Source organism: Algoriphagus aurantiacus, from assembly GCF_035156405.1.
Classification (GTDB): Bacteria; Bacteroidota; Bacteroidia; order Cytophagales; family Cyclobacteriaceae; genus Algoriphagus; species Algoriphagus aurantiacus.
Window position 1 is genome coordinate 47,260 of the sequence record NZ_JAXRUT010000027.1, and the last position, 17,424, is coordinate 64,683.

A 17,424-nucleotide genomic window follows, 5' to 3' on the forward strand; every position below is an offset into this window, starting at 1 on the left:
ATTCGACTAGCGGTATGCAAAACATGACACTTCTCGAAGGGGAAATAAGAGAGTTCAAAGGCTTGACTCAAATTTCTGTTATTGCTAACCAATTAAATTTCCGAACGATCTCACTATTGATTTCACCAATTTTGATAGCTGCGGGACTAATACCAATATTATTGGAAGAAAGCATTTATTTTCTTTTTGGAATTCCGCTAACAATTCTAATTGAACTTCTAATTCTCAAAGGAATAAACGCTGAAATTCAAGAAGCAATTTCTAAGTTCCAAAAGCAATTAATCAAAGTAGAAGAAGAATCACAGCAATCGAGTAAACCGATGTGAGCAACTCACTCACCATGGCTAAGACACCAAACACAACTTATCCATCCAGTTAAAAGAGCTGTTGACCAAGCTCAATACAACCTCCATCCAGCTTCTGGAAAAGCAGGACAACACTAATTTGCGACCTCCGCGAAAACCGCAGCAGTCTCTGCCGCTAAAAAAAAACACCCCCATGAAGCTCTTCGCTTTCTGGGGGTGTTTAAATAATAACTAATTTTTATAGACTATTTAATGATTCTCGTGCTTACTTGGATCGTAATTAGCTTCCAGCTCTGCCAAGCCCTTTTTCCCATACGCTATCTTAGTAATCACAACATACAGCACAGGCACAAAAAAGATCGCCAAGAAGGTAGCTGCAAGCATCCCTCCGATCACTGTAAATCCAATAGTCTGTCTAGCCACAGCACCAGCACCATTGGAAATAGCCAAAGGAACCACACCAAGAATAAAAGCAAGGGAAGTCATGATAATCGGACGAAGTCTCAATCTCACCGCTTCCAACGTTGCCTGAATCAGCGGCATGCCAACATCCACACGCTCTTTGGCAAATTCCACAATCAGAATGGCATTCTTAGCAGCCAAACCTATCAGCGTAATCAGACCAATCTGCGCATAGATATTATTATCCAATTTCGGTAAGAAATGAAGTGCGACAATCGCTCCAAATGCTCCCAATGGCAAAGCCAAAAGGACTGAAAATGGAACAGACCAGCTTTCATACAAGGCTGCCAAAAGAAGGGAAACCAGTACAATGGCCAAGGCAAAAATCAGGATAGTGCTACTTCCCGAGGAAAGCTCTTCCCTACTCAAGCCAGAGAAATCATACCCATAACCCGCAGGCAATACCTCTGCCGCCACTTCCTCCAAAGCTGCAAGCGCTTGCCCACTACTGTAGCCAGGCGCTGCATTTCCATTGATTTCCGCAGAACGGAACAAATTATAGTGAGAAATCACAGGAGCATTTTCCACCACTTCGTAACTTATCAATGCACTCAATGGTACGGATTCTCCTCCACTACTTTGCACATAGTATTGTTCCAGATTATTTATTCCTGCCCGGTAAGCAGTATCTGCTTGAGCCACCACCCGGAAATTCCTGCCATACCTGGTGAAGTCATTGACATAGGTACTACCCATGTAATTTGACATAGTCGTAAAGATCTCGGTCAGGGGAACCCCCAATTTCTTAGCTTTTTCCCTGTCCACGGTGACGTGGTAGCCAGGGGTTTTGGCCGTAAAGAAACTATAAGCCATGGCGATTTCAGGGCGTTGATTTGCAGCGGCAAGGAATTGACCCATTACTCCTTCAAATTCCTTGATATCTCCAGTGGCAGATCGCTGCTCCAGCATAAAACTAAAACCACCTGTGCTACCCAAACCAGGAATCGCAGGCGGTGGAACTACCACAATGTTTCCTTCCGTGATAGCTGCAAACTTCTGGTTCAATGTTGCCAACATCCCTCCAAGCTGAAGAGAAGGATCTTTTCGGTCATCCCAAGGATCCATCTGCACAAAGAAAGTAGCTGCATTTGGCTTAAAGGAGAAGTTTATCACATTCAATCCACCAATACCGGTTACGTGATTGATCCCTTCCGTCTCTTCCAGTATACCGTTCATTTCCTGCATTACCGCCTTTGTTCTATTACTTGCAGCTCCTTCAGGCAATTGTAGTGTCACGTACAGTCTTCCTTCATCCTCTGTAGGCAAGAAACCAGTAGGCTTAGTTTGGAATAGACCGAACGTACCTGCAAAAATACAGATGAGCAAAATCAGCATCAGTGGAGCTCTTTTGATACTGTTTCTCACGCCATTGGTATAGCTGGCTGTAGTACGTTCAAACCACATATTGAATTTATAGAAGAACTTATTCAGTCCTTTTCCATTCTCATTTACTTCAGAAGGCTTCAGCAAAAGAACACACAACGCAGGAGTTAAACTCAAAGCCACAAATGCTGAAATCAATACTGAGATGGCAATTGTAATCGCAAACTGCTGGTACATTCTACCCACGATGCCAGGAATAAATCCTACCGGAATAAATACCGCCGCCAAAATCAATGCAATCGCAATTACCGGAGCAGTGATATCCTTCATTGCAAGACGAGTTGCTTCCTTCGCAGAAATCCTCTTGGAATCTATGTAATGCTGCACAGCCTCGACTACCACGATGGCATCATCCACCACTATACCGATAGCCAATACAAAACCAAAAAGCGTCAACGTATTGATCGTAAATCCGAGTAAAGGGAAGAAAATAAAGGTACCGATGATGGACACAGGAATCGCAAGAACAGGAACTAAAGTCGCTCTCCAGCTCTGTAAGAAGAGGAATACTACCACGATCACAAGAAGCAATGCCTCAACGAATGTGTACATTACTTCATTGATCGAGACTTCTACAACAGATACTGATTCAAAGGGAACAGTATAAGTCATATCCGTAGGAAAACTCTTTTTTAACTCATCCAAAGCCGCATAAACGCCTTCGGCAGTTTCCAAAGCATTACTTCCCGGCGCTTGATAAACCAGCAAAATCGCAGCTTCCTCTCCATCCAAAGTAGAGTATCTACCGTAGTCAAATTGACCCAATTCGATTCTGGCTACATCTTTCAAGTAAACTAAAGAACCATCCTGAGAATTTGTTCTTAAGACTATGTCTTCAAACTCCTCAGCTCTTTCCAGACGCCCATTTACAGTGATCGGATATTCAAACGCCTGCGTATCATACTGAGGCATACTTCCTACTGTTCCGGCAGCTACTTGTAAGTTTTGCTCCTGAATGACAGCAGTTACTTCTCTCGCAGAGATGCCGTATTGGGCCAGTTTATCAGGCTTAAGCCAAACTCGCATACTGAAATCCTGACCAATTGCGGTAATATCCCCGACCCCATTTACGCGGAGTAAGGCATCTTTGATGAAAATATTGGCATAGTTGGAAAGGAATTTGGAGTCGTGAGATCCTTCCGGTGAAGTAATACTCAACACCATCATAATAGATGGATTTCTTTTTCTCACGGTTACACCCAGTCTACGAACAGCCTCAGGGAGAGATGGCTCAGCAATGGACACCCTATTTTGTACATCCAATGTGGCGATGTTAATATCCGTCCCCACTTCAAAGGTGACGTTCATCTGCATCTGCCCAGTACTGGTATTGTTAGATGAAATATAAGCCATCCCAGGTGTACCGTTCACTTGGGTTTCTATTGGTGTAGCTACCGTCTGTTCCACAGTTCTTGCATCTGCACCTGTGTAATTGGCCGACACTGAAACTACCGGAGGCGTAATGTCAGGATACTGAGTAACGGGTAGGTTTAATATAGCTAAAACACCGACCAGGACGATGACGATCGAAATCACCATTGCTGTCACAGGCCGTTTTATAAATACGTCTGATATCATAAATAATTAATCATGTCTTTTGAAAAAACGAGTTATTGAGCGGCTGTCTGCTCGGTAATCTGAGCTCCATCACGTAATCTCTGGATACCGGTCACCACAATTTTGGTCCCTTCTTGCACCCCCCTTCTTACCACAATGTTCTCCCCGATTTGCGTCCCAAGAATTACATTTTGCTGCTTCACAGTATTGTCTTCCTGCACTACATACACAAAGTACTCACCCATCTGCTCAGTCACGGCTCGGTAGGGAATCACCACCTGCTCACCTATATCTTGATTGAGAACTTGAATGTTTACAGTCATTCCTGCGATTAAATCACGCTGTGGATTTGGGAATTGTACACGTAAATTAATAGTACCGGACTGCCTTCCCACAGCTCTGTCGATGGTGGTAAATGTGCCATTGTAAGGATATATACTTCCATCACTGAATTTGAGTCTAAACAATGAATCTGGCATATCTTCTGACTTCAGCATTTTATTGAATCGAGGAATCTCGCGCTCATTGATCACAAAATTCAAAGCCATAGGATCATTGGACGAAAGTGTATTTAGAAGTGGCTGGCCCGGAGAAACCTGTGATCCCATTCTGACTTGAGAAATACCTACCGTTCCGTCAAATGGCGCTGTAATCACTGAATACTGATAGTCCGTGTTAGCGGATTCAAGTTGAGCCTTCGCTGAACTCAGTTGAGCTTTAGCATCCAATACCGCACTTTCTGCATGATCCAATTGCTGCTTTGCAATGGCATCTTGTTCATCGAGTCTCTTATATCGATCGAAATCTTTACTCAATCTGGCAAGGTTTGCTTCAGCACTTGCCACCATTGCTTGTGCTTGCTGTTGTGAAGCTGCATATTTGCTTCGGTCAATTTCATAGAGCTTCTGCCCTTTCTTAACTTCCTGACCATCTTTAATGTATATATTGGTAATATATCCACCTATTTGGGGACGAAGCTCTACCTCGTTTAGAGGCACAAGTGTAGCTGGATATTCGTCTAGGCCTGTTACGGATTTTTTCACCAAAGTGAAAGTAGTGACCGTGGTAGCAGCTGGAACTGGCGGACCAGCCTGCTGCTTTTGCCCACAAGAAAACCCAGCTAAAATCAAGGCCGAAAAAGCTGCTAGTTTGTATGATAATTTCATCTGATATAAAATTTTATGCTGGTTCTAATTAATTGATCGTACCTAATGCTCTCTGTAAGTCAAGTTTGTCTTCCAATACCTGATAGAATGCATTGATATGGTTTATTTGGGCAGTTTGGAGATCAGTTTCTGCTACGACTAATTCCACGTAAGCTTTGATTCCTTCATCATATTGGAGTTTGATGATGTTATATACTTCTTCAGCCATCTCCATATTCTCTCTGATCAGCTGCCATTCATAGATACTACTGTTATAATCTGCCAGAGCTGTGGAATATTCCGTTTTGATCTGATTGCTGAGATTTTCGATTTCAACATTTCCCCGCTCCACCTGAAGTTCTGCTGCTTTCACTCTATGAATCCGTTTACCTCCCTGGAAAATCGGAATAGATAGATTTAGTCCCACAGCTGAAACCGGGTATGCTGAATTGTATAAGTTGGAAAAATCCTGACTGAAATAATTCCAGTTGTATCTGTAATAAGCTGACAACTGAGGCAGGTAATTCCATTTTTCATATCCAGTCTGGATTTCATTGAGTGTTTGCTGCGTTTGCAAAAGTTGATACTCTATTCGATTTTCAAGAACCAAAGGATCAGCCGCATCTTCGCCGATTTTGCCTTCTGCTCCTTGTGAATCAAACTCAATCGTAAAATCCAGACTATCTGGATAGCCCATCAATTGCTTTAGATAGTCATACTTAGCATCAAAAGAGTTTGCCACTCTATTCCGATCACTCTTCACATTGGTCAAAGCAATCGACGCACGCTGGTAATCTGTCTTATCTACCAATCCAGCTTCAAATCGGCTGTAAGCATCTTTATATTGCTTCTCCAAACGATCTAGATTCTGATCAAGGATTCTTATTTGTTCTTCGGATAAAAGAATCGAGTAAAAAGCTTTACTCACATCCACCACCGTATTTATCCTGGCATCTTTTAGCACCTGCTGTAGTTGCTGGCGATAATACTTAGACGATTTCGAAGCGAAAAGCTGATCTCGATTAAATAAGGTCTGGTCAGCCTGAAGCAGAATATTTGAATTGTAAGGCTGGCCAAAAGTGATCAGTTGATCACCGATGATCTGCTGCTGAAGCTTGATATTATAAGCTCCCGCCGCAGAGGCAGTGATCTGGGGATACCAATCTGCCAAATTTGATTTAATATCCCGCTCCCCTATCTCCTGATCAATCTGTGCTTGTCTGATAATGGGGCTTCGGACTAGTGCATATTCGACCACCTCATCTAAGGTCAATGTACCTTGGGGCACTATGCTTTCTTCCTGACTATAGGCGGTTTTTGACAAGAGTATTATACTCATCCCGGCCAACAGTAAACGTTTCTTGAACATATATAAAATAATTAGTTGGTGCTATTTTAAAAAGGTTTTTGGGTTAAGCAGTTCTGATCCCAGCCCAGATCAGGTGGGATATTTCATCCAGATCCATGTTGTTTCTGGCAAGTTTATTTTTGAAATTCCGTTTGATACGTACAATCGAATTCACATTTGTATTCACCAAAATAGAAAGCACAATAGGGTTTAATACTTTGATTTCTCCTTGTTTGATTCCTGATTCAAAAAAAACATGAGAGAAATCATGCCAAACATTGGATTTAATCTGCATCTCCTCCGAATTGAAAGGTGAATTTAAAAACTGATCGTAAAACCCATGAATAGAGGGGTTTAGTTCATAAAAATTGGTAAGATTTTTCCAATAATTATAAAACCTATCTTTAAAGACCAACCTAGTATCGTCCCGTTCTGAGACATATTTTTTTATTTCCTCGGTTACATATTCAAAGACCCCTATGATCAATGCTTCCTTATTTTCAAAATAAGTATAAATCGTCCCGGCAGCGACACCGGCATTCTTGGCCACCTGACTTACAGGACTTGCATGAAAACCATGCTCCTGAATCAAATCAAGCGCGCTTAGGATGATACACTTCTTTTTATCTAGTAAATTATGCATGGAACTATATGATGAATGAACGTTCAATCATAGTTGACAAACAAAAGTTCCGAGACAGGGTAAAAATTTGAGAAAAATTAAAGTATTGAAAACTTCGCTGTAATGAGGAAAATAAAGCGATTGATAATGAATCAGTTCTATCCATCTTCCTTTTTTTTTCGATATTTAGTTCGTATTAAATATTATTTCAAACCTAGAATCACTAACATTGCAACCCAATTGAAAATAGCAGCGGATGTGGCGAAATTGGTAGACGCACTAGACTTAGGATCTAGCGCCGTAAGGCATGGGGGTTCGAGTCCCTCTATCCGCACAAAAGGCTCCCCATACAACTGGGAAGCCTTTTTTTTATGGAAATACCGCTGATAGAGGATTGACTACAGCTTATTTTGGATTACAAAATAGGCTAAACATTCCTAGCAAGGAAGTTCTTCCAAGAACCTGATCAAATACAACTTTTGAAAAAAGTAGTCATATGTGCGTGCAGGTTTTCTCAGAAGTAGTATTAGGAAGTTTGGAATACATTCATTGTCCCCTTCTCTAATTAGCGTTGACAGATTTTATAATAGCTATGCCTTCTGTTAAAGTAAATGTTTTCGCTTCGAACCATGTAGAAATTCCTGAATACGCCTACACTGATCTTTTGTCAACCGGTAATAATCATCGCAGTTGAAATAGCTCATCACATTGTGCCTATCTGGATTAAAAGTAAGATCAATACGTAAAATTTTGCTTTGGATGTGGATCTCACGGGACGAATCTGCGGGATTCCAATCTTTACCTAAAAAGTATCCTTTCCCAACATCAGGTGGAGTGTCCCGTACAACGTTTCTGTCTCCATCTAACGCATCCAATGTTTTGGATTTAACTGAATTAAGATAAGAGATTACTGCCGCATCGCTATTTTCTCCATATTCAACCGCCACAAAAGTATGGTCAAGGCCCAAATAATGACCAAGTTCATGTGCCAAAAGTTTAATATTCTGAATTTCTTTTGAACTACCGTCTTGATAATACGCAGTTGTATGTGTTTTGGAAAATCCAGGCATTGCCACGTAATCTGCCTTGCTACTTGAAAATCCTCCTCCTGCAGCTTCATCATTCCTTCCATAGCGAAAGAAAATCACGATTTCTCCAGGAAAATCTTTAGCAAAAGCATCAGCGGCATCCTTTGATTTTTGTTTATCAATTTTTACCTGCCGACTATCTTCATCATCATTTGGAGCCAATTTATTAATAGTCGTATTCTTTAAAGTATTTACCATGGTAATATGATCAAATTGAACTCCTGCAGGCGCATAAGCCTTGTTTGCGGCATCGATCCACTCGTTTACTTCGTCTACCGATATTTGTGCCATCCGTGTACCATTGTCATCAGCGCATTTTATTGCTCGTATTTTAAGCTGGATACCATGCCGGTAAAACAGTAATCCATGGCCGGTATCGGCGCTAAAATGTCCACTGATTATAAGTGCCCATGTTTTATTCCAATTCTTGTGACTTTTAATCGGTTTAAGGTTATAAGAGTCTATAGATGATAATACTCCTAGCCCATCTGCACGGTTATAGCAAAGAAGCTTTGTAGAGGATGAAGAACCCAAAGGCAACAAGATATCCCAATCTGGACTCCAATTAGTATGATGGGCAAGACGCGTCATCTTGCCATTTACATCAGTGGAAAAAAACTTCGCTTCGCCTACTACTCGACGATAGAATAGCAGATCATTTGTAAGAATATTCTTCCCAAAGTTTCCGGGAACTATGATATCCCAATTTTTTTTCCAGTTTGTATAGTGTTTGATCAAAGTGAGATTTCCTTTGCCATCATTGCTGAAAAATTTCCCTTCTCCGTGTGTTCGATCGTATAGGAGTAATCCTGTCCAAGCTCCGCCTGTATCAAATGGCACAATGATGTCCCAACTTTTCCTCCACCCTGTATGATTCTTTACCGTTTTAAATCCTCCATTGTTATCTGGAAAAAGGAACTTTGCCTCTCCCTTGCTTCGATCATAAAGAAATAAGGATGTAAGATTTGGACCTATTAAGAATTTTCCAGGGACTATAATATCCCAGCTTTTCGCCCATGCTTTGTGGTGTTTTGCTAAGGTAATATTACCCTTTCCATCGCTACCATATACTTTTGCCTCACCATGTACCCTGTCGTAAAATAAGAGGTCAGTGTATCCGCCTCCTACAAAAGAGCCAGGAATAATTTGAAACCAACTTTGCCTCCAATTGGAGTGTGTTTTGATGGCATCAAAACTGCCATTATTTTTTGCGATTATGAATTTTGCTGTGCTATTAGTCTCTGAGGCCATGATTTCTAATGTTTAGCTTACTAGATTTTATGCCGATATAATTTGTTATCGGGTCTGATTTCCTGAATCAATTGATGTTGTTCCTATTAAATCAACAACCTAAAACTAAAGCAACACCCATTTCTTCGCTAACAACAAAGTTCCAGATAGTAACATCATAGTTCCATTCTAAAATTTTGAATTATAGATGTAAATGTTAGGTAAAAATAGAGTGTGAGACAGGAGAACTAAAAATACTTTTATAGCTGTGTAAGGTTATTGACTATAAGGATTTAAACAAGCATACTTTGTTCGCACTAATACTCAACTGGCAGATATCCATATCTTAAAAAAACAGACTATTTTTTCAGTCTTTTATCCCTACTTTGTAAGTTCATCACTCCCAACATACCCTTACTCATGAAAAAATCTCTGATTCTACTATTCTTTATTCCGGGTTTGCTTTTTGCTCAAGCCAAAGTCGATACCATAGAAGTATTCAGCAAAGCCATGAATAAAACGCTGAAAGCAGCGGTAACTACACCTTCCAGCTATGACGGCAATAAGCAATTTGCTACGCTCTATCTACTTCATGGTGGAAGCGGTGCTTATAGTGACTGGTATCAAAAGGTAACCGAACCCGGTCTTGTCAATCGTATGGCTGAGCAATATGAGCTGATCATTGTGACTCCTGGAGTGGGGCCGTCTAGTTATTACTTCGATAGCCCAGTGATGGACTCGGTGCAATACGAGACTTACATCACGGCTGAGCTGATCCCTCACATCGACAATTTGTACAAAACAATAGCTAAGAAAGAATCTAGAGCAATCACTGGTCTCTCCATGGGTGGACATGGGGCGATCATGCTCAGCGCAAAGCATTCTGATTTATTTATTGCAGCTACCAGTATGAGTGGAGTAATGAACATCGACACCCGCTTATGGAAAGTCCCAGCAGAATTCAGCAAGCTTCGTCAAAGTCAACAACAGGAAATGCTGGGTATGGATCTGCAATACGATGCTCCTTTCAGTACCTATACGGCGGTGGGATTAGTAGATCAAATGAAAGAAAATGGAATTGCCTTGCTTATGGATTGTGGTGTGGATGATTTCTTACTGGAAACCAACAGACAAATGCATCAACTGCTCCTTGAAAATGGCACTCCGCATGACTACACAGAGCGTCCGGGAGCCCACACCTGGGAGTATTGGACTAGTGCGCTTCCCTTTCATTTGCTCTTCATAGATAAGCACCTCATTCGCTAGTTCTAAGGTTTATTAATTTTGATAGATGTAAATTAGCTTAGAATTCTAAGCTAAATTTTGCTTTTTGCAGACCACCCTAAAGATTACTATGTCGCAATTTGATTCAATCAGGCCTTTTTATGACGCAGAAGCCAATGCTGCAATCCGCAGGATTATAGATGACCCTATGCTGGAGGCTATGATGAGTTTCACATTTCCATGTGATACCAGGGAGCATTGGAAAGATCTGATGGTTCACACGCATTCTTTAAGAGACTTTCAGGTCAATTTTATTTATCCGGGTGTGCAAAAAGTCTTGGAGAAAAGCTCTGAAGGGTTGACTACAAGTGGTTTTGGGCAACTGGAATCCAATACTGCTTATCTATTCATCTCCAACCATAGAGATATAATTCTAGACACCTCTTTGTTAAATTCCTGTCTGTATGAAAATGGCCTTGTACTCACGACTTCCGCAATTGGAGATAATTTGATACAGAAGCCCTTCCTACATACACTGTCCAGGCTAAATAGAAACTTTGCTATTAAACGCGGCCTTCAAGGAAGAGCTCTAATGGAAAGTTCGCAAATGGCCTCCGCCTACATCAAAAAATCGCTTCTCGCTGAAAACCGATCTGTGTGGACGGCCCAGCGTGAAGGAAGAACTAAGGACGGCAATGACTCTACTCACCGGGGCGTGCTGAAAATGCTCACATTGGCAGAAGATGGGGTAGATCCATTTGGCTATTTTGAAAAAATCAAAGTTGTCCCAATCTCCATCTCCTACGAATATGACCCTACAGACGTCCTGAAGATGCCCGAATGGCTTGCCAAGTCTCGTGATGAAAAGTATGTCAAAGGCGAAAATGAAGACTTTCTAAATCTCCTCAGAGGAATCATTGGCTCAAAAAAGAGAATTCATCTACACGTGAATGGTATTTTAGATAAAGAAATCAAGGAAATCTCCCAACTGGAACTTAGTCAACCTGACAAACTCAGCAAACTGGCTGAATGCATTGACCAGAAAATATGGGCCGGCTACAAGCTTTGGCCGAGCAATTATATCGCCCATGACCTACTCTATGGCGATAAAGAATATGAAAAATTTTATACCGAAGCAGAGAAAGAGTCCTTCGAAAAAAGAATGAATGAGAAGGTCAATACCAAGAATGATTTCTTGATCAAAAGCTTTTTGGCGATGTATGCCAATCCAGTGAATAACCAAAAGACAGCACTAAATTTTAATTCACCTTCATCTCAATTGTAAATTTTGTGCCTTCTCCTATATTGGACTCAATTTCCATGGTTCCTTCACGCTGATTGACAAGGTGTTTTACTAAATTCAGGCCTAAGCCAAATCCAACTTCACCACGTGTTCCTTCATGGGTAGAGGTACCCTGGTCTAAGATTTCATTGATTTTGGAACTTGTCATTCCCATCCCATTATCTTCTACACTTATCTCTAATAGCAAATCCAACTCATTACGTTTCAGATTCATTAATAAGGTAATCTCACCTCCCGATTGCGTGAATTTGATTGAGTTGGAAAGTAAATTCCCTAAAATTTGCAACACATACAGTTTAGAAAAAGACTCCAATTGATTCTCCTGATTTAGTCTTACCTTAAAGTCAATGTTTTTGACTTTTATTTGAGGAGCCAAAAGTCGCAATATTGTATCATTGAGTTTCACTAAATTTGTTTCATACTCCTTCAATTCACTGCTTCGGCGGGAATTTCCATCAAATTCTTTTGAAAGAATATCTTTTGATAAATCAAGCAAGGACAAACCGCTATGCTTGATCATTTCTGCACATTCTTGTATTTCCTGTAGATCAACAGGATCACCATTATCGTTAAGAAGCAAATCAGATAGACCAATTATGCCTCCAATAGGGCCGCGAATATCATGAGCCAATTTCTTTTGGCTCAACTCAGACTCTTTAAGTCTATTCTTAAGGTCAGCCAGTAGATTATTAACTCGCAATCTGTCTACAATCTGTCTGGCAATTAATCTCAATATTTCCTTAACATCCTCAGAAAGATGCTTCAGATTACTATCCATTACACACAGTGCCCCAAGATTATAACCTTCAGGCGAAGTCAATGGCACACCCATGTAATAGCGCAGATTTGGCTTGTCTTTTACATAGAAAATATTTTTAAAACGCTCATCTGTGCTTAAGTCCTTTACTTCAAAACCTTCATCAGAAGAAGTATATATCGTGTATTGACAAACGGATTCTTCTCGCGGCATTTGGGTGATATCTACACCATATGAAGAAACACTCCATTGAGTAAAGGAATCAACGAGATTAACTAGAGAGATTTCCGTACCGCAAATCTTGGCAGCTAGCTCAGTCAGAAAATTAAGTCCTTGCTTTGGTTCATAGTAATCAATCCCTAGATTACTCAGCGCCAAAAGCCTTTCTAATTCATTATCTTGAAAAGAAGATATTAGATTCATTTTACTACTTTTAATTCTACTATTACAAAAAATCTTTATTTCAATTTCCTATCCTAACGAAATGGCAATTACTTTTTCTTTCAGCGATTATTTACGAGATAGTAAAACATATAGATTTCTCTCAATACTTAGCTTGTTATTAATCAATCTATTACTCTTGCCTGCAAGTAATTCTTTTTCGCAGACATCCCCTGAGACAGTATTTATAGGGCAAGTGATGACGCCCTACGGCGAAATACTCATTGCTCTCGATGACCGAACTCCAAATCACAAAGAAAGCTTCATAGAGTTGGCAAATGCTGGCTATTGGGATTCATTGTCTTTCAATCGCGTCATTCCAAACTTTGTCGCTCAAGGCGGTTGTCCAGATACAGAAGAAGGTTTCAATGATCCTGAATATCTTTTGGAGCCAGAATTTGTACCCGAGTTGACTCATGTCTATGGCGCTGTGGGAGCTGGAAGAGATGATAATCCCGGCAAATTATCGGCCAGATGTCAGTTTTATATTGTGCAAAACCCTGAAGGTTTACACAGATTGGACGGAGATTATACCGTTTTTGGCCATGTGATCAAAGGTATGAATGTTATTGAACAAATCGTTCGGGTCAAGCGGGACAGCAAAGACGAGCCCCTAAAGCCTGTGACTTTGTCTGTGAAAATTATTCAGATGTCTGCAGAAGAAGTCAAAATAAGATCCAATTGAGCTCAATAATTAAATAATAATATTAAAGAACCCAAGACCAATAATCCCAAAATGTCAATTAAAAATAACCCAATTAGAATTCTCGTTGTCGGCTGTGGAAATATGGGAATTGCCCATGCCACGGCCTACCACAATTTCCCTGAGTTCCTAATATGCGGGCTAGTTTCCAGGGGCGATTCCAAAAGCAAACTTAATGAGCATCTTCACGCGAATTATCCTCTTTTTTCAAATTTCGAGGAAGCATTGAAACAGTCCAAACCTGATGCAGTTTGCATTTCCACCTATCCGGATACCCATGAGGATTTTGCATTGAAATCACTTGAGGTGGGATGCCATATTTTCATAGAAAAGCCTCTCGCCGACTCCATAGCTGGGTGTGAACGAATCATTGCAAAAGCGAAAGAAGTCAACAAAAAAGTAGTCGTAGGCTATATTTTGAGACATCATCCATCTTGGATAAGATTTATCGAGGAAGCTGAAAAGCTGGGAAAACCCCTCGTAATGCGGATGAATCTCAATCAGCAAAGTCAGGGGTATATGTGGGATGTGCATCGCAATTTGATGAAATCCCTCAGCCCGATTGTGGATTGTGGTGTGCATTACATCGACGTAATGTGCCAGATGACAAGATCTAAACCTGTCTCAGTTTCGGCTATCGGTGCTAGACTGACCGATGATATTGCAGCAGATAATTACAATTACGGCCAACTTCAGATCCGCTTCAAAGACGGTTCTATAGGTTGGTACGAAGCAGGTTGGGGACCTATGGTTAGTGAAACTGCTTTTTTTGTAAAGGATGTTTTCGGGCCAAAAGGAGCCGTTTCCATCACTGCAAAGGACGCTGGAGCAAGTGGACAATCTGACAATGTAGATTCACATACCAAAACCGAATCCATTCGAGTTCACCATGCAGCTATCAATTCTAAAAATAAGTTTATAACACCTGATGAATGGATTGATTTGAAAGACGAGCCAGATCATCAAGAGCTTTGTAATCGTGAGCAGCGCTATTTTCTCAAGGCTATTCAAGAAAACGTCAACCTTAATGATCACTTGGAAGATACGCTAAACAGCCTCAAAATTGCCTTTGCCTGCGATGAGTCCGTGAAAACGGGTGAAACAATCAGGCTATAATCCATCATAAATTCTTTGGCACTAAAAAATGCAGGTGCTACCTTCCGTTTTGCTTTAATCATGGAAAATAAAACAGTAGTAATTACAGGCGGAGCTTCCGGTATCGGACTCGCTATGGTTCAGCTTTTCGCAGCCAAAAAAACGAAAGTTTACTTCATTGACATCAACCCTGAAGTAGGCGAAAAAGTAGCGCAAGATGAGCGGGACAAAGGTTTTGAGGTAACTTTTCTTTGCGGCAGTGTAGCCGATCCTGCAGAATCAGAATCCTTGATCCAATCTATACCTGGAAAAATCGACACCCTGATCAATAACGCCGGAGTCTCCCATATAGGAAAAGTAGAAACAACTTCCGCAGAAGATTTCGACAGGGTATTTCAGGTGAATGTGAAAGGCATGTTCAATTGCATCAAAGCTGCTCTTCCAAAGCTTAAAGAAAACGGAGGCGGCTCCATTCTCAATATGGCTTCCGTAGCTGCCACCATCGGTATTCCAGATCGATTTGCTTACAGCATGACCAAAGGCGCAGCCCTATCTATGACGTTGAGCGTGGCAAGAGATTATGTTGCAGACGGTATTCGTTGCAATTGCTTATCACCAGGACGCGTACATACACCATTTGTAGATGGTTTTTTAGCGAAAAACTATCCAGGTCAGGAAAAGGAAATGTTTGAAAAACTTGCAGCAACTCAGCCGATTGGCAGAATGGCCACCCCGTCGGAGATTGCTGAACTGGCCTACTTCGTGAGTGCAGATACTGGAAGCTTTATAACAGGAACAAATATCCCGATTGACGGGGGATTCTTGGGATTGAAAATGTGAGTGAAGGAAGTGGGATGTTTGATGTCGGATGTCCGATGCCGGATGCTTTAGAATCACGATAAAATGATATGTATGATTAGATCGGTGAGTCAGTCTAGCGAAGTCGAAGACATCTATTAAGGCTTATGCCCCTAACTTATTGATTCTTAATTCTAAATCTTGCGTCTTGATACTTGATACTAAAATCTAAATACTTAATACTTTATACTAAATACCAGATACTAAAATGAGACTTATACGATTCGGCGAAGCCGGCAAGGAACAACCCGGAATTCAGGATGAAAATGGCAGATACTTGGACTGCTCCACTTTTCAAGAAGACTGGAACGAAGATTTTTTCACAAACAACGGTCTGGCCAGACTACAAGAATGGCTCAATGCCAATCAGGAAAATTTAAATGAAATTCCTGCTGATTCGAGACTTGGTTCGCCAATCGCAAGGCCTTCCAAAATCATCTGCATCGGTCTTAATTACCGGCAGCATGCCATCGAATCAGGCATGGCAGTTCCTGAAATTCCAATCATTTTCATGAAAGCTACCTCTTCACTTTGCGGGCCCTTTGATCCAATCTTGATTCCAAAGAATTCAGTGAAAACTGACTGGGAAGTAGAATTGGCGGTGGTCATCGGCAAGCGCGCCAAATATGTGAGTAAAGAAAATGCGATGGATTATGTGGCTGGTTACTGCGTACACAATGACGTCAGTGAGCGAGATTTCCAATTGCATCATGGTGGTCAGTGGGTCAAAGGAAAAAGTGCAGATAACTTCGCTCCGCTCGGCCCAGTTTTGGTAACCAAATCTGAAATTGAAGATCCACACAATCTGCGACTATGGCTGAAACTGAACGGAAAAATGCTTCAGGACAGCAATACTTCCGATTTGGTTTTTGACATTCCTACGCTGATCGAGCATCTGAGTCAATACATGACTTTATTGCCCGGCGATGTGATCTCTACAGGAACTCCGGCAGGCGTCGGGCTGGGTTTGACCCCTCCTACTTACCTGAAAGAAGGCGATGTGGTAGAACTGGGTATCGACGGGCTCGGCGTATCTAAACAAATAGCAATCAACGACCCTGAAGCATGAGATTGGATTCCCACCAGCACTTTTGGAAATACAATCCTCAAAAACACTCCTGGATTACCGACGACATGAAGGTGATCCAGCGGGATTTTCTTCCTGATGATCTCATACCAATTTTAGTAGAGCATCAGATTGATGGTTGCGTAGCAGTCCAGGCTGATGAAAGCTTTCGGGAAACTGCTTTCCTATTAGATCTGGCCGAAGAGCATGAACAGATCAAAGCGGTAGTTGGCTGGGCAGACCTTGCAAGTGATGCTCTGGATAAGGACTTGGATCAGTTTGCTTCGCAAAAAAAACTCAAGGGATATCGGGAAATTTTGCAGACCAAGAATGTGGATTATATGCTCCGGAAGGATTTCATTCGGGGCATTAAGAAAATTGGAAAGCGTGGCTACACCTACGATATTCTGATTTTCCACAATCAATTGGAAGCTGCTTTACAATTTGTGAAAAAATCCCCAGAGCAACCCTTTGTAATCGACCATCTAGCCAAGCCAAATATCAAATTGGGTATTTGGAGAGAATGGAAAAAGGAAATGGCTCCACTTTCCGAGCGGGAATATATCTTGTGCAAAGTATCTGGAATGATCACCGAAGCCGATTGGAAAAAATGGACAGCAAAAGACCTACATATTTATTTGGAAGTAGTGCTTGAGCTATTTGGCCCAAATAGACTGATGTTTGGCAGCGACTGGCCTGTCTGCAAGGTGGCAGGAGAATATGAGCAAGTATTGGAAGTGATCGAGCGATTTACGGATAGACTTTCTAAAACGGAAAAAGAAGCGATTATGGGTAATACAGCTGCGGAGTTTTATGGGATAACGCCTTAATTATACT

The 17,424-nt window shown here is 41.2% G+C and carries 14 protein-coding genes and 1 tRNA gene; 9 read left to right on the forward strand and 6 right to left on the reverse strand.

Annotation, left to right across the window (positions count from 1 at the left end; all coding sequences use genetic code 11):
* Positions 1-23 precede the first annotated feature (23 nt).
* Positions 24-326, forward strand: a complete 303-nt coding sequence (locus SYJ56_RS21220) for a hypothetical protein (protein ID WP_323837685.1) — start codon at positions 24-26, stop codon at positions 324-326.
* A 228-nt stretch (positions 327-554) separates the two neighbouring features.
* On the opposite strand, the gene SYJ56_RS21225 is transcribed toward SYJ56_RS21220, so the two are convergent.
* Genes SYJ56_RS21225 through SYJ56_RS21240 form a run of 4 tightly spaced genes read right to left on the reverse strand, consistent with a single transcriptional unit; the run spans position 555 to position 6,843 of the window.
* Entirely contained in the window at positions 555-3,728 is a 3,174-nt protein-coding gene (locus SYJ56_RS21225) for an efflux RND transporter permease subunit (RefSeq protein WP_323837686.1), read from the reverse strand.
* Positions 3,729-3,760: 32 nt separating this feature from the next.
* Positions 3,761-4,873 (reverse strand): efflux RND transporter periplasmic adaptor subunit, encoded by a 1,113-nt coding sequence (locus SYJ56_RS21230; RefSeq protein ID WP_323837688.1) that lies wholly within the window; start codon positions 4,871-4,873, stop codon positions 3,761-3,763.
* Positions 4,874-4,901: 28 nt separating this feature from the next.
* Positions 4,902-6,221: a TolC family protein gene (locus SYJ56_RS21235; RefSeq protein ID WP_323837690.1), complete on the reverse strand. Its 1,320-nt coding sequence runs from the start codon at positions 6,219-6,221 to the stop codon at positions 4,902-4,904.
* Between the two features lie 43 nt (positions 6,222-6,264).
* Positions 6,265-6,843, reverse strand: coding sequence for a TetR/AcrR family transcriptional regulator (locus tag SYJ56_RS21240; protein WP_323837692.1), 579 nt, complete (start codon positions 6,841-6,843; stop codon positions 6,265-6,267).
* 231 nt (positions 6,844-7,074) lie between these two features.
* On the opposite strand from SYJ56_RS21240, the gene SYJ56_RS21245 reads away from it, so the two are divergent.
* Positions 7,075-7,156, forward strand: a tRNA-Leu gene (locus tag SYJ56_RS21245).
* Between the two features lie 268 nt (positions 7,157-7,424).
* Here SYJ56_RS21245 and SYJ56_RS21250 read toward each other — a convergent pair.
* Entirely contained in the window at positions 7,425-9,161 is a 1,737-nt protein-coding gene (locus tag SYJ56_RS21250; RefSeq protein ID WP_323837693.1) for a zinc metalloprotease, read from the reverse strand.
* A gap of 399 nt (positions 9,162-9,560) precedes the next feature.
* On the opposite strand from SYJ56_RS21250, the gene SYJ56_RS21255 reads away from it, so the two are divergent.
* Complete coding sequence (locus SYJ56_RS21255; RefSeq protein ID WP_323837694.1) at positions 9,561-10,406, forward strand: alpha/beta hydrolase; 846 nt, start codon at positions 9,561-9,563, stop codon at positions 10,404-10,406.
* 88 nt (positions 10,407-10,494) lie between these two features.
* A complete protein-coding gene (locus SYJ56_RS21260; RefSeq protein ID WP_323837738.1) occupies positions 10,495-11,649 on the forward strand; it encodes a 1-acyl-sn-glycerol-3-phosphate acyltransferase in 1,155 nt (384 codons plus the stop codon).
* On the opposite strand, the gene SYJ56_RS21265 is transcribed toward SYJ56_RS21260, so the two are convergent.
* On the reverse strand, positions 11,624-12,847 hold the full coding sequence (locus SYJ56_RS21265; RefSeq protein WP_323837696.1) for a GAF domain-containing sensor histidine kinase: 1,224 nt from the start codon (positions 12,845-12,847) through the stop codon (positions 11,624-11,626). The genes SYJ56_RS21260 and SYJ56_RS21265 overlap by 26 nt on opposite strands.
* Positions 12,848-13,004: 157 nt before the next feature.
* Between SYJ56_RS21265 and SYJ56_RS21270 the strand changes: the two genes are divergently transcribed.
* The 5 genes from SYJ56_RS21270 to SYJ56_RS21290 all read left to right on the forward strand — a co-directional run bounded on the left by SYJ56_RS21270 (position 13,005) and on the right by SYJ56_RS21290 (position 17,417).
* Positions 13,005-13,550: a peptidylprolyl isomerase gene (locus SYJ56_RS21270; RefSeq protein ID WP_323837698.1), complete on the forward strand. Its 546-nt coding sequence runs from the start codon at positions 13,005-13,007 to the stop codon at positions 13,548-13,550.
* Positions 13,551-13,601: 51 nt separating this feature from the next.
* Positions 13,602-14,684, forward strand: a complete 1,083-nt coding sequence (locus SYJ56_RS21275) for a Gfo/Idh/MocA family protein (RefSeq protein ID WP_323837700.1) — start codon at positions 13,602-13,604, stop codon at positions 14,682-14,684.
* A 60-nt stretch (positions 14,685-14,744) separates the two neighbouring features.
* Positions 14,745-15,503 (forward strand): SDR family NAD(P)-dependent oxidoreductase, encoded by a 759-nt coding sequence (locus SYJ56_RS21280; protein ID WP_323837702.1) that lies wholly within the window; start codon positions 14,745-14,747, stop codon positions 15,501-15,503.
* A gap of 226 nt (positions 15,504-15,729) precedes the next feature.
* Positions 15,730-16,590, forward strand: a complete 861-nt coding sequence (locus tag SYJ56_RS21285; protein ID WP_323837704.1) for a fumarylacetoacetate hydrolase family protein — start codon at positions 15,730-15,732, stop codon at positions 16,588-16,590.
* Positions 16,587-17,417 (forward strand): amidohydrolase family protein, encoded by an 831-nt coding sequence (locus tag SYJ56_RS21290; protein ID WP_323837706.1) that lies wholly within the window; start codon positions 16,587-16,589, stop codon positions 17,415-17,417. The genes SYJ56_RS21285 and SYJ56_RS21290 overlap by 4 nt, the downstream gene beginning before the upstream one ends.
* Positions 17,418-17,424 lie beyond the last annotated feature (7 nt).

Excerpts from the sequence above, each read along its gene's own strand:
- SYJ56_RS21230 (WP_323837688.1), bottom strand. The coding sequence starts at position 4,873 with ATGAAATTATCATACAAACTAGCAGCTTTTTCGGCCTTGATTTTAGCT.
- SYJ56_RS21265 (WP_323837696.1), bottom strand. The coding sequence starts at position 12,847 with ATGAATCTAATATCTTCTTTTCAAGATAATGAATTAGAAAGGCTTTTG.
- SYJ56_RS21220 (WP_323837685.1), top strand. The coding sequence starts at position 24 with ATGACACTTCTCGAAGGGGAAATAAGAGAGTTCAAAGGCTTGACTCAA.
- SYJ56_RS21280 (WP_323837702.1), top strand. The coding sequence starts at position 14,745 with ATGGAAAATAAAACAGTAGTAATTACAGGCGGAGCTTCCGGTATCGGA.
- SYJ56_RS21250 (WP_323837693.1), bottom strand. The coding sequence starts at position 9,161 with ATGGCCTCAGAGACTAATAGCACAGCAAAATTCATAATCGCAAAAAAT.
- SYJ56_RS21255 (WP_323837694.1), top strand. The coding sequence starts at position 9,561 with ATGAAAAAATCTCTGATTCTACTATTCTTTATTCCGGGTTTGCTTTTT.
- SYJ56_RS21285 (WP_323837704.1), top strand. The coding sequence starts at position 15,730 with ATGAGACTTATACGATTCGGCGAAGCCGGCAAGGAACAACCCGGAATT.
- SYJ56_RS21235 (WP_323837690.1), bottom strand. The coding sequence starts at position 6,221 with ATGTTCAAGAAACGTTTACTGTTGGCCGGGATGAGTATAATACTCTTG.
- SYJ56_RS21290 (WP_323837706.1), top strand. The coding sequence starts at position 16,587 with ATGAGATTGGATTCCCACCAGCACTTTTGGAAATACAATCCTCAAAAA.
- SYJ56_RS21275 (WP_323837700.1), top strand. The coding sequence starts at position 13,602 with ATGTCAATTAAAAATAACCCAATTAGAATTCTCGTTGTCGGCTGTGGA.
- SYJ56_RS21260 (WP_323837738.1), top strand. The coding sequence starts at position 10,495 with ATGTCGCAATTTGATTCAATCAGGCCTTTTTATGACGCAGAAGCCAAT.
- SYJ56_RS21240 (WP_323837692.1), bottom strand. The coding sequence starts at position 6,843 with ATGCATAATTTACTAGATAAAAAGAAGTGTATCATCCTAAGCGCGCTT.
- SYJ56_RS21225 (WP_323837686.1), bottom strand. The coding sequence starts at position 3,728 with ATGATATCAGACGTATTTATAAAACGGCCTGTGACAGCAATGGTGATT.